At 40.4% G+C, this 13,069-nt stretch carries 11 protein-coding genes; 7 read left to right on the top strand and 4 right to left on the bottom strand.

The window, feature by feature from the left end:
• Window positions 1–59: 59 nt before the first annotated feature.
• The gene (locus GPM24_RS03625) at window positions 60–1,448 is read right to left on the bottom strand and encodes an MBL fold metallo-hydrolase RNA specificity domain-containing protein (protein ID WP_158825368.1); all 1,389 of its coding nucleotides are present in this window, start codon (window positions 1,446–1,448) and stop codon (window positions 60–62) included.
• Between the two features lie 165 nt (window positions 1,449–1,613).
• On the opposite strand from GPM24_RS03625, the gene GPM24_RS03620 reads away from it, so the two are divergent.
• The 3 genes from GPM24_RS03620 (at window position 1,614) to GPM24_RS03610 (ending at window position 6,433) form a co-directional block, all read left to right on the top strand.
• Entirely contained in the window at window positions 1,614–1,985 is a 372-nt protein-coding gene (locus GPM24_RS03620; RefSeq protein ID WP_158825367.1) for a BlaI/MecI/CopY family transcriptional regulator, read from the top strand.
• A 9-nt stretch (window positions 1,986–1,994) separates the two neighbouring features.
• A complete protein-coding gene (locus GPM24_RS22180; RefSeq protein ID WP_158825366.1) occupies window positions 1,995–3,695 on the top strand; it encodes a M56 family metallopeptidase in 1,701 nt (566 codons plus the stop codon).
• 602 nt (window positions 3,696–4,297) lie between these two features.
• Window positions 4,298–6,433 carry an LruC domain-containing protein gene (locus GPM24_RS03610; RefSeq protein WP_158825365.1) on the top strand — a complete coding sequence of 712 codons (2,136 nt, stop codon included), beginning with the start codon at window positions 4,298–4,300 and terminating at the stop codon, window positions 6,431–6,433.
• A 344-nt stretch (window positions 6,434–6,777) separates the two neighbouring features.
• On the opposite strand, the gene pyk is transcribed toward GPM24_RS03610, so the two are convergent.
• Together pyk and GPM24_RS03600 are read right to left on the bottom strand one after the other, a co-directional pair.
• Entirely contained in the window at window positions 6,778–8,217 is a 1,440-nt protein-coding gene (gene pyk, locus GPM24_RS03605) for a pyruvate kinase (RefSeq protein ID WP_158825364.1), read from the bottom strand.
• A gap of 80 nt (window positions 8,218–8,297) precedes the next feature.
• Window positions 8,298–8,720: an IPExxxVDY family protein gene (locus tag GPM24_RS03600; RefSeq protein WP_158825363.1), complete on the bottom strand. Its 423-nt coding sequence runs from the start codon at window positions 8,718–8,720 to the stop codon at window positions 8,298–8,300.
• Window positions 8,721–8,868: 148 nt separating this feature from the next.
• Here GPM24_RS03600 and GPM24_RS03595 point away from each other — a divergent pair, with 148 nt between their 5' ends.
• Genes GPM24_RS03595 through rnc form a run of 3 tightly spaced genes read left to right on the top strand, consistent with a single transcriptional unit; the run spans window position 8,869 to window position 11,116 of the window.
• The gene (locus GPM24_RS03595) at window positions 8,869–9,105 is read left to right on the top strand and encodes an acyl carrier protein (RefSeq protein WP_008508386.1); all 237 of its coding nucleotides are present in this window, start codon (window positions 8,869–8,871) and stop codon (window positions 9,103–9,105) included.
• Window positions 9,106–9,126: 21 nt separating this feature from the next.
• Window positions 9,127–10,380: a beta-ketoacyl-ACP synthase II gene (fabF, locus tag GPM24_RS03590; protein WP_158825362.1), complete on the top strand. Its 1,254-nt coding sequence runs from the start codon at window positions 9,127–9,129 to the stop codon at window positions 10,378–10,380.
• 10 nt (window positions 10,381–10,390) lie between these two features.
• The gene (gene rnc, locus GPM24_RS03585) at window positions 10,391–11,116 is read left to right on the top strand and encodes a ribonuclease III (RefSeq protein WP_158825361.1); all 726 of its coding nucleotides are present in this window, start codon (window positions 10,391–10,393) and stop codon (window positions 11,114–11,116) included.
• Between the two features lie 188 nt (window positions 11,117–11,304).
• Here rnc and GPM24_RS03580 read toward each other — a convergent pair whose 3' ends face one another.
• Window positions 11,305–11,976, bottom strand: coding sequence for a hypothetical protein (locus tag GPM24_RS03580; protein WP_158825360.1), 672 nt, complete (start codon window positions 11,974–11,976; stop codon window positions 11,305–11,307).
• Window positions 11,977–12,160: 184 nt separating this feature from the next.
• On the opposite strand from GPM24_RS03580, the gene GPM24_RS03575 reads away from it, so the two are divergent.
• Window positions 12,161–13,024, top strand: a complete 864-nt coding sequence (locus tag GPM24_RS03575) for a YicC/YloC family endoribonuclease (protein WP_158825359.1) — start codon at window positions 12,161–12,163, stop codon at window positions 13,022–13,024.
• Window positions 13,025–13,069: the final 45 nt, after the last annotated feature.

The following is a 13,069-nucleotide window of genomic DNA, read 5'->3' as shown; positions in this document are numbered from 1 at the left end:
AAAACGGTGAGTGCTCATTGCAGGCACTCCCCGTTTTAGTTAGTAAACAAAGCGGTTATTTATTCTAGTTCTATTTTTTGATGTTGATATGGTATTTCAACATTGGCAAAACCATTTTCTGCTAAACGTTCGGCAAAATTCTGTTGGGTATCATATTCGCCGTGTACCAAAAACACTTTTTTAACCTGTGCCGGATCCTGGCATGATAAAAATCGCAGCAAATCTTCGTAATCGCCATGGGCGCTCATGGATTTAATGGCGCAAACTTGTGCTTGTACCTGGTACTTATCGCCAAAAATGTACACTTCGTTGTCGCCACGAATAAGACGACCGCCTAATGATGTAGGCTCGCAGTAACCTACCATTAAAATAGTATTCTTCGTGTTGCTGATATTGTTGCGGATGTGGTGCCTTACCCTGCCTGCCTCGGCCATACCTGATGATGATATGATAACGCAAGGGCGAGGATCATCATTTAATGCAATAGATTCTTCAGTAGATTGAATAAATTTAAGTCCTTTGAAAGCAAACGGATCGTCGTCTACTTCCATAATTTTATTTACCCGGCTGTTATATTCTTCCGGGTGATCTTTTATTACTTGTGTGGCTTTTTCCGATAGCGGGCTATCTACATAATAAGGTACATCAGGCAAGCGATTTTTCAACTCCAGGTTATTCAAGGCAAACAGAATTTCCTGCGTACGGCCTACGCTAAAGGCTGGGATAATAACTTTACCGCCTCTGATGATACAAGTTTCGTGTATGATTTGCTGAAGAGCGTCTTCGATAGGCTCCAGATCTTTGTGCAATGAATCGCCGTAAGTTGATTCGAGCAGAATGTAATCGGCTTGGGTAAACTTTTGCGGACTGCGCAATATCAAATCGCCGTAGCGCCCAACATCACCACTAAAAGTAATCTGCGTAGTTTTGGCATCCTCAAAAATAGTGAGATGGATGGCTGCACTGCCAATGACGTGGCCGGCATCTGTCAGCATAAATTTGATGCGCGGCGTTATTTCATACTCCTCATTATACTCAACAATTTTAAACAGGTGCATAGCTTCTATTACATCTTCTTCGGTATATAAAGCTTCTTCATGGTTTTGTTTGCCTTTGGTGTAATCGGCATCCTGTTGCTGTATCTTGGCCGAGTCGAGCAGTAAAATCTGCGCCAGTTCCATAGTAGGTGCTGTGCAATATATAGTGCCTTTAAAACCTTCGGCTACCAGTTTAGGAATAAGCCCGCAATGGTCAATATGCGCATGCGACAAAATCATATAATTCACCTTAAGTGGGTTAAAGCCCAAGTGGTCGTTATAATCATCTGTTTTTTCGCCCAAGCCTTGGAACATGCCGCAATCCAGTAAAATACTAGTGCCATCGTTCAGTTGTACAATGTGTTTGCTGCCAGTAACATTTCTGGCACCGCCGTGAAAAGTAATATGCATTTATGTCGTTTGTATCTGGTTAACACAGTAACAACTATTGCCTACCTTAAATGTTCAGTTCTCGAAAAAATTTGACTACTAAGAAATTAGTTGTAGCTTTATAAGTATAAAAGTGTTTTTGCCCGTATAGATAAGTTTTTAAGGGCTATCAAATTAAATTTAAATATGGAAATTAAAGAGCTAACCCGTGCAGAAGAACAGATTATGCATGTGCTTTGGCAGCTAAAAAAAGGCTATGTAAAGGATGTAATTGATTTATTACCCGAGCCTAAGCCTGCGTACAATACCGTATCAACCATTATTAGAATACTGGAAACAAAAGGTTTTGTGGGCCATACGGCCTTTGGCAAAAGTCACGAATATCATCCCATCATTAGCAAAGACCAATATCAAAATTTTGCTACCGATAAATTACTGACCGGCTATTTTGATAATTCGGTAAAACGGATGTTCTCGTTTTTTGTGCAGAAAGAAAAGATTGATGTGAAAGAGGCTGACGAGATTATGAAACTGATAGAAAAGTTTAAAGATAAATAACTTAAGCTTATGACCTGGTGGCATTACCTACTGCTGTCTAACCTGTACCTGATTTTATTTTTCGGGTTTTACGCTTTATTGTTGCGGCGCGAAACGTTTTTTCAGCTTAACCGCATTTACTTGGTGGGCTCAGCGCTGCTATCCTTTGGTATACCACTGGTGCAATTGGATCGGGTAAAGCAATGGTTGATAACGCAACAAGTAAGGGAAACCATTTACCAGGCAAGTCCTCAATTTATATACGCCATAACGCCCGGTCAGGGCAATCAGCATATTACCTTAGGGCAAGTGATGCTGTTTATATATATCGCCGGCATTATTGTACTTACTTGTAAGCTGTTATGGCAGTTGTTGGCTTTAAGGCGTTTTATTCAAAGCGGCGATGGTGCCTGGTCTTTTTTTAAAAAAATAAAAGTAGATGAAGCGCTTGCACAGCATAATGTAATAATGGCACATGAGCAGGTGCATGCCCGCCAGTGGCATTCGGCAGATGTATTACTGATTGAGGCTGTGATGATTGTAAACTGGTTTAACCCTATAGTGTACCTGTATCGCGGCGCCATCAAAAACATTCATGAATATATTGCTGATAGGGATGCGCTTAAAGACGGTGCCAGCAAAGCCGAATATGCTATGCTGCTACTGAGCCAAACCTTTAATGCGCCTGTACATGGTTTGTTAAATCCGTTTTTTAATAAAAGCATGTTGAAGCAACGTATCTTGATGTTGCAAAAAAGCCGGTCAAACCGCATGGCATTGGTTAAATATGGCTTTTCTGCACCGTTGTTTGCTTTAATGGTTATCCTGTCATCAGCTACTATAAGCAACAGCGGCGTAGTTAAAGACATTCATCAAAAAGCAGAGCAGGTATTCGAGCTACCAGCCAATGCTTCTTTGCTGCCTGCAGAAGATATAGTAAATACAGCGCCTGCTAGTATTATACAACGTTCGTGGCCGTCAGTACTGACTAGTGGGCATATACCAAAACGCAACATAAAACAGCCTGCCGAAAGTTTAATTAATAAAAAATCATTGTCAGTAAATAAGTCTGGCAATATAGAGGATCAGCACAACGAAGTATTTACCTCGGCAGAACATACACCGGAATTTCCGGGGGGAATAGAAAAGTTTTACCAATTTTTAGGGCAGCAAATAAGGTATCCTAAAACTGCACGCGATAATAATATTCAAGGCAGGGTTATTGTGACCTTTGTGGTAGAAAAGGATGGCTCATTGTCTGATGTGCATTCACTGCGTGGACCGGGCAGCGGATTGGAAGAGGAAGCGGTGCGCGTAATTGCCCGTTCGCCTAGCTGGATACCCGGCGTGCAAAACGGTAATAAAGTAAGAGTGCAATATACGGTACCTGTCCTTTTCACTATGGCAAACGATGATGTGCCTAAACCAGATACTACAATTAAAAAGATTCGGTTTGCAACAAAGCAAATCACATTTAAGAACGATCAGACTGAAAATGAAAATACGGGTCATTTAAACGAACTGGAAAAAAATAATTCAGCAAAGTTTAACATCAACCCATCGCCGTTGGTTATTATCGATGGTAAAGAAATGCCATCCGGTATAGAGCTTCAGAAGTTAGAACCTTCAAAAATAAAAAGCATATCAGTACTGAAAGATAAAACAGCAACAGCGCTTTACGGAGCGAAAGGCGAAAAAGGAGTGATACTTGTCATCACCAATAAACAATAAATAGAAGCCGGTTAACGCCGGCTTTTTTTATGCTCAATAATTTTTCGCTGTTTAAACTCAGTGGTATCTCCTCAATCTTTCATTTACCTTGTTTTGCTATATATCATACTTGTTATTAATATATAGTTATAGGTAATTATTTTACACGCATTAAGAGTAATAGTAACCTGAACGTAAATGTAACCGTATAAAGGTGTGTAATTGATCAATTAAGTCATCTATAGTAAATAAAGTTAACTATAAAGAAATAGCAATTATTAATACACCGTTTATATGAAAAAAGCTTTACGTTTTTATTGCTTAAAAGTTCAACAGCATCTGGTTGATCTTTCACTGTGTCTGTCTGTAGCAAAATTGCAAACAGGTTATATTTTGGTGTTAAATAAGCGCCATTCTTATCCTAATAATCTGCAAAATGTAATAAACTAAGTGGATATGTGTTCCCACTATATCTCCCCATCCCGTGGGAAAAATACCCCAAAAATAACTTCAAAAAATTAAAAAAAATATTTAAACAGCTTGTAATCAACAGATTATATGTTTGGAACACAAGTTGCCTAATGAGTAATAACTATTAATTATTGCATAAATAACAATTCTATATGAACAAACTATTTACTTATACCTTGTTAGCGGGTATAGTTGGGCTTTCTGCTTGTAAGAAAGAGAACTCAAGGACAGAGGAGGGGATTACTCCACAAAACAAAATTGCGCCGGATGGCTTCAATTTCTCTACTTCTAAAAACGTAAATCTGAATGTAGCTTTAAAAGCCAACAATGATCAGGCTTTACCTGGTGTAGTAGTAAGTGTAATGCTGCCAGGTACAGACAACGTAATTTTTAAAGGTGTAACCAACAGTAACGGTGTATTGCAAGGTACAGTTACTGTACCGTCATCAGCCGGCCAGTTGGTTATCGATGCCGCTTACGTAGGTGTAATGCGCAATGCACTAGCCAATATTGCAGGCGATAACACCATCAGCGCTACAATTGGCGGTAAAGATGGTTATAGCGGTTCTATTGTTCCGGATGCTATCAATTCAAAAGAAACGCCTACTGGTACATCTTCTGCTAAGTACGCTGCTCAAAGTTATTTAAGTACCGATTATGCTTATCCTGGTGCTTATACATCAACCAATGCTTTTGTTACTACTAGCCCATATACCAAAAGCTTAGGCCGTCCGGTATATTTGGAAAATACACCAGACGCAATTGATGCTTCCTTATTATCGTACATCAACGCATCGTTACCAGAAGGTAAACCATTAACTGCCTCACATCCTGAGTATCTGTCAAATAGCGCCGTATCTACTATCAACGTTACGTCTAAATCAGATATTTATGTAACTTTTGTGGCTGAAGGTGCTGGTTATCAGAGCACATTAGCTTATTATACTTACAGAACCAACAATCCGCCTACCAGAACTTCGGGTGGTACGCTTTATAATGCAATTGATAAAATTACTTATGTATTCCCTAATGCATCAGGTTATGGTTCTGGCGGTGGCTTAAGAGCTGGCGACAAAGTTAAATTAGGCAACTTTGATGCCGGTACTACTATTGCTTTCGTGTTAATTCAAGATGCCTGGACTGGTAGTGGTGTTGATTATACCGCACAAAAATTCTATAGCCAAAATAGCTTAAACCCTGAAAGCTCAACCAGCGGTAAAAGACAACATGCTGTTGTATTATATGATGATGTGCATAAATTGTACCTAACCGGTTTTGAAGATTGTAACCGTACTACGCCTAGTGCTAACGTTAACGGTTATACATCAGATGAAGACTTCAACGACTTGGTATTCTACACTACTTCAAGCGTTACGGATGCAATTTCAAGTGTTGATGTACCTGCTATTGATAAAGGTGGCGATACTGATGGTGATGGTGTACAAGATGAACAAGATGCTTTTCCTAATGATCCAACCCGTGCTTATGTAAGCTACTATCCTTCACAAAACACTTATGCCAGCATTGCATTCGAAGATAACTGGCCTAAAAAAGGTGACTATGACATGAACGATATGGTGGTTAACTGCCGCTACACTTTTACCAGTAACGCTAAAAATGAAGTGGTTGATCTAAAAGCTGATTTTGTACCACTGGCTTCAGGTGCTTCTTTCCAAAACGGTTTTGGTGTACAATTGCCAATTGCTTCATCAGCAGTTAAATCAGTAAGTGGTCAATTAACACCTAAAGGTTACCTTACTTTTAACGGTAATGGTACCGAAGCAGGTCAAAGCAAAGCAGTGCTTATTGCATTTGACACCCAGGATGCCGTGTTGAAAAATGCTGATAACTCATTCTTTATCAATACTTATCCAGACAAAGCTAAAGTAACCGGTACTACTGTAACACTTAACGTTAGTTTTGTATCGCCAGTTGCACAATCAAGCTTACAGCCATCAACATTCAATCCGTTCCTGATCAGCAACATGCGCCGTGGTTATGAAATTCACCTGCCAGGTTACGCACCAACTGATAAAGTAGATAGCAAATTGTTTGGTACCGATGATGACGCTTCATCACCAACTACCAAATATTATGTATCCAAAGAAAACTGGCCATGGGCTATCAGCTTCACCAGCGAATTTAAATACCCTGTTGAGCTGCAAAGCATTGATAAAGCTTATCCTCACTTCCTGGATTGGGCTCAATCAGGCGGCTTAAGCTATACCGACTGGTACAGCAACACCACAACCGGTTTCCGTGACGTTAGCAAAATTTATTCAAAATAATTATTAGCTGATCCTAACAATATATTAGCAGTAGAGCCGCCTGTTTACAGGCGGCTCTTTTTGTTTTTAGTCTGCGTTTTTAATAATTCCCCTTGTAAGGTTGTTTACAGTGCTTAAATAATATTTAATGGCTTTTGGGTAGGTAAGGCATAGCTACGTTAAACTGTTAGCGGATACTGTAGTCTTATCTGGAACAAAATAACCATAGCTATGGGCATTGTACAGCTTTACTGGCACTATCATTTCGGTAGTATACACAAGTTGCGGACGCAGGTTTGCGTAGCAGCTGTGTATTAAAAAAGGCCGCTTAATTAAGCGGCCTTTCATTTTTTATTCAGAATTACTTATTCAACAATAGTAACTTTTAGCATGTTGGTTTTGCCTTGGTTAGCAATTGGCACTGCTGCAGTATTAATTACTACATCGCCGGTTTGTACCAGATTTTCTGCTTTCAAAATGCTGTTCACATCACTAATGGTTTTATCAGTGCTTTCCAACTCATCGTAATAAAAAGCTTTAACCCCCCAAACTAAACTTAAAGCATTTAGCAGGTTTTTGTTAGAAGTGAAAATATAAGTTGGCGCTTTAGGGCGGTGGCTTGAAATTTCAAACGCTGTGTAGCCCGAGAAGGTCATGGATACAATACCCATTGCATTGGTATGGTTAGCCAAGTGTACTGCCGATTCACATACCGCATTGCTCAGGTAATTAGGATTGGTAGGGTCAACATCTACAGCTACTTTAGGAGCATTGAACGGATAGCCACGTTCTTCAACGTTGCGCACAATTTTAGCCATTGTTTCAATTACAATCAGCGGAAACTCGCCTACGGATGTTTCGCCGCTCAACATCACTGCATCGGCACCGTCTAACACAGAATTAGCTACGTCGTTCACCTCGGCGCGGGTTGGGCGAGGAGTGGTAATCATGCTTTCCAGCATTTGAGTGGCTACAATTACCGGTTTAGAAGCTGCACGGCATTTGCGGGCAATCATTTTTTGCAGCAATGGCACTTCTTCTAAAGGCATTTCTACACCCAGGTCGCCACGGGCTACCATCACGCCATCGGTTGCTGCTATAATAGCGTCAATATTATCAATAGCTTCAGGCTTTTCAACTTTTGCAATTACGCGGGCTGCTTTACCACTTTGGCTAATAATACGTTTTAATTCTACGATATCTTCACCGGTGCGCACAAATGATAAGCCTATCCACTCAATATCGTTTTTCAGGGCAAATTGCAGGTTGTCTAAATCCTCTTCGGTTAAGCTAGGTATAGAAACTTTGGTATTAGGCAGGTTAACACCTTTACGTGATGTTAAAATACCGCCATGAATTACCTCGCACAGTACATTGTCTTTGCGGTTGGTTTCAATAACTTTTAGTTGCAGTTTACCATCATCCAATAAAATGATTTCGTTAGCCTGCACATCCTGCGGAAAAGTTTCATAAGTGATGTAAATCTGGTTGTCATCACCAATGCACTCTTTGGTGGTCATGTTAATGTGTTTACCATTAACCAGGTGAATACCGCCATCTTTAACTAAACCAATACGAATTTTAGGGCCTTGTAAATCGGCCAGCATGCTCACGTTGGTTTTATATTGTTCGTTGATCTCGCGAATCAAGTCGATAGTTTTTTGGTGATCTTCCTGTCTGCCGTGCGAAAAATTAAGGCGGCAAACATTTACACCAGCTCTGATCATAGCCAGCAATACATCTTTTTTTGCAGATGCCGGGCCCATGGTGGCCACAATTTTAGTTCTGTTGTAAGATAGTTTCATATAGCGGGTTTAACTGTCTCTGTCTTTTTATATATTATAATATACTATATAGTGTAACGTCAACACTTTGTAAAAGTGCGCTAAAATAATAGATTTTCACGTGATTTCATTTTTTTTGGCTCAATCTTTACTGCGGCGAGTATTTCCGGAATTCGATTTAACGAGCTGATAATGTGATTTAAATCGGTTTCATCAATAAAATTGCGAATCATTAAAAAATAATCTACTTCGCGCATTTCGGGTATCAGCAAGCCATCTGAGCCTTTGTTGGCAATCAAATAAAAGTCGGTTTCGGTAGCTTCCCACTGGTGGTGGTAAATAGAAAAATGAGCGGGCTCAACGGTGCCCTGATAGATATCAACGGCCAGATCGGTTATTTTAGTAAAGCCAAAGTTAAGGTGCTTATTAATAAAATAGCACAGCCGGTAATCTTTAAGCGGCGTAGTAATGGCAATGAGCGCAAAATCCAGATCGATTTCGAATTTTAGAATCTTCTTCGTCAAAATCAGTATTTTTGAATTACAAAATTACAAACTGAAACCGTTGCAGTGAAATTTTGTTAAAACATTGCGTAAGATTTTAGATTTGATATTTAACTAAATTTATTTTTCTTTGCACAGAAATTTATTTAATCATTAAACATAAACTGTTATGTCTGATATCGCTTCAAGAGTAAAGGCTATTATCGTAGAAAAATTAGGTGTTGACGAAAGTGAAGTAACACCTGAAGCAAGCTTCACCAATGATTTAGGTGCCGACTCTTTGGACACCGTAGAATTAATCATGGAATTTGAGAAAGAATTTAACGTAGCTATTCCTGATGATCAGGCAGAAACTATTGGTACAGTAGGTCAGGCTATTGCTTACCTTGAAAAAAACGTTAAATAAAACTCCCTTCAATAAAGTTAGATGGAGTTTAAACGAGTTGTTGTAACCGGGCTAGGTGCGCTTACTCCAATTGGTAATTCTGTTTCGGAATATTGGAACAGTTTAATTAATGGAGTGAGTGGTGCTGCCATGATTAAAAGTTTTGATACGACGCATTTCAAAACCAAATTTGCATGCGAAGTAAAAAACTTTGATGCCGATGCTTTTTTAGGTCGGAAAGATGCCCGTAAGCTCGACCCTTTTGTTCAGTATGCTTTATACTCTACCGAAGAGGCGGTGAAAGACGCTCAGCTTGATTTTGATAAGCTGGACGTTAACCGTATAGGCGTAATATGGGGTTCGGGTATTGGTGGTTTAAAAACATTTTTGGATGAAGTGGTAAACTTTGCCAAAGGTGATGGTACGCCGCGCTTTAACCCGTTCTTTATCCCTAAAATGATTGCGGATATTGCACCGGGCCATATTTCAATTAAATATGGTTTGCGTGGTCCAAACTTTACCACGGTATCTGCATGTGCCTCTTCTAACAACTCGCTGATAGACGCTTTTAACTATATCCGTTTGGGTAAAGCTAATATGTTCATCAGCGGAGGGTCTGAAGCTATCATAAATGAAGCCGGTATTGGTGGTTTTAACGCCATGCACGCGCTCTCTACCCGTAATGATGATCCTGCAACCGCATCCCGGCCATTTGACCTGGATCGCGACGGCTTTGTAGCCGGTGAAGGTGCCGGAACCATTATTTTAGAAGAGCTGGAGCATGCTAAGGCCCGCGGCGCAAAAATTTATGCCGAAATGATGGGCGGTGGCATGAGTGCCGACGCTTATCACATGACAGCCCCACACCCTGAAGGATTAGGAGCTGCCCTGGTAATGAAAGCTGCTTTGGAAGATGCAGGCATGACACCGGCTGATATTGATTACGTGAACGTACATGGTACATCCACCCCAATAGGCGACCCGCAGGAAGTGAAAGCTATCCAGCAAGCTTATGGCGATGAAGTGTATCGTATCAACATCAGTTCAACCAAATCCATGACCGGTCACTTATTGGGTGCCGCTGGTGCGGTTGAGGCTATTGCGGCAATTTTGGCGGTTAAAAATGATATGGTTCCGCCAACTATCAACCACTTTACCGACGATCCGGCTTTTGATCCGCGTATTAATTTTACTTTTAATACTGCTCAAAAACGTGAAGTACGTGCGGCACAAAGCAATGGTTTTGGTTTTGGTGGCCATAATGCTTCTGTAATTTTTAAAAAATACCAGGAATAAGCATCTATTAATGCCCATTACAAGGTTATATAAGCTTTACTTATCGCCTAACAGGAAATACGTAAAAACATTAAAGAATTTGCTCGGCTTCGTGCCGGGCAATTTGTCTTTATACCGTTTGGCTTTCCGGCACAAATCGGTGGCGCAATCTGTAAAAAAAGGTGTTAAGAACAGCAACGAAAGGCTTGAGTTTTTAGGCGATGCCGTGTTAGGCAGCGTAGTGGCCGAGGTGCTTTTTAAATTGTACCCTTATGAAGACGAAGGCTTTTTAACGGAGCTGCGTTCTAAAATTGTAAGCCGTGTAAATTTAAACCAGCTTGCCCGTAAATTAGGTTTAGATAATTTACTCGAATATGATGCCCGCATGGTAGGTTCGGCTCGCCAGGGTTCACTGATGGGGGATGCTTTTGAGGCGTTAATTGGTGCCATATATCTGGATAAAGGCTACGAGTTTACCAAAAGTTTGATTATCAATCGCATCATCAAATCGCATATTGATATTCATACGCTTGAGCAAACCGAAACCAATTTCAAGAGCAAACTCATTGAATGGTGCCAGCGCCACGGCAAAGATGTAACTTTCGAAGTGGGACAGAATCAGGAAGGTGAAAGTAATAAGCTGTTCACTATTCAAGTACAAATTGATGGCGAGGTAATGGGCCTGGGCAAAGAGTTTAGTAAGAAGAATGCCGAAAAGCTAGCGGCCGAAAAGGCTTGTGAGGCGTTGGGAATCTGATTTTGCTTGGTAGAGATTAGCGTTAGTCTGCATTAATTTCTGCTTTTTTCCAATCTGTCATTTAGAGTGATAGCGAGAAGTCTTTAAAAGCGATAAGTTTTCGCTGCTTATTTAAAAAGATATTTCACTGCGTTCTATATACGATATCATTTTTGGAGCGTTTTTACCCGGATGATTGCAACTGACTGCTAATATAACCTTTGCAGGCCCGGCGTATCTTTAGCGTCTTTATAGCTTGCCGCCGATTTTTTGATGAATACAATCAAATCGTAATCCGTCCACTTTTTCAAATCATCATAAGCCGGGCGGTAGGCCAGCATAAATTTATCTACATCCTCGTCAGGCAGTTCGGTAATTCGTTTCACCAGAGCTTTATTGTAACGTTTATCAATCTCTATTTCTTTACTTTCTTTTTGCATGTAATTGCTAAAGCGCCTGGCTTGACCAGGGCCTTTGCCAAACAACTCATACAAGCCTGTGATGGGCGATGCTACCGCCGCCAGTGCCGGTGGCTTGCCATTGAAGTAAATACCTTTGCTGCGGTATATGTCCATCGTTTCCTGCATTTCCTGCTTTTTGGTGGTGCCGCGTATTACTACAGGGCCAAGCTCTGTGTTAGTCATCATACGTACAATCAAGTCTTGCGTAGATGTAATAGCTATCTTCTGATCAGCATAACCGGTTTTGGTAAATAAAAGGGTATCACCCACATTTGCCAGAATGCTGAAAAAGCCTAAGTTATCGCTTTGTACAATGGCTTTATTTTGTAAGTTGGTTACCCTTACTTCGGCAGCTCTGGTAGTGGTACGCTCTTTTAATATTACACCTTTTAAAGCGGTGGCCAGCTGTGCGGAAGCCATTAATGGGCTGGTTAATAGAAGAAGTATGATGTATATGAGACGAGAATCATGCATTTTCAGTAAAGATACAAATAGCTTTGCCAACTAAATGTTAAAAAAGGTTAACGCTAATTATTGCCTTCATTGTACAAATGAACCAGCAAACTAATAAATCAAATACCTATCTTTGCACATGATAAAATCCATGACAGGGTATGGAATTGCTGCTTTTGATTCGGGCAGTACCAAATACACCGTTGAGATCAAATCCCTGAACAGCAAGTTTCTGGAGCTTTCGCTCCGTCTTCCCAAGTCTTTTTCTGATAAGGAGTTTCAGTTGCGTACCGAATGCAGTAAGCAGATTGAACGTGGTAAAGTAAATTTAAGCATTAACGTAGAACAAACCGGCTCGGCTGTAAAAGCAGCAGGCATAGATACTGTATTGCTTAAACACTATTACGAGCAACTGAAAGCGGCTAGTGCCGATTTAGGCGAATCATCAAATAATCTGATGCAATTGGCTTTAGGGTTACCAGAAGTGGTTAAATACACCGAAGATACCGTAAGTGAAGAGGAGTGGAAACAGGTTGAAAGAACCTTTCAGCAAGCTTTGGCTAATTTTCAGCAATTCCGTACCGATGAAGGTAACGTATTGCAACAAGAGCTGACCAACCGCATCAACATGATAGTGGCTAACCTGGAGCAGGTAATTTTGGAAGATCCGAAACGTGTGCCCGTTATCCGTGAACGGTTAAACCAGTTTTTGGCTGATGCGGTAGGCACCGAACATATTGATCAGAACCGTTTTGAGCAGGAGCTGATTTATTATATTGATAAACTGGATATTACCGAGGAAAAAGTGCGTTTACGGACGCATTGTGAGTATTTTATTGAAACCTTGAAGTCGGCCGATGCCAATGGTAAAAAGCTGGGTTTTATTTCGCAGGAGATAGGCCGCGAAATTAACACGCTGGGTTCAAAAGCCAATGATGCTACCATTCAAAAATTGGTAGTAGGCATGAAAGAAGAACTCGAAAAAATTAAAGAACAATTATTGAATGTATTATAGTTGAGTAGTTAGGTAGTTGATTGGTTAAATGGTTAACAGAAGCCA

The sequence above is a fragment of the Mucilaginibacter lacusdianchii genome, assembly GCF_009770985.1.
Taxonomy (GTDB): domain Bacteria; phylum Bacteroidota; class Bacteroidia; order Sphingobacteriales; family Sphingobacteriaceae; genus Mucilaginibacter; species Mucilaginibacter lacusdianchii.
This window is presented reverse-complemented; position numbering and strand designations above follow the sequence as displayed.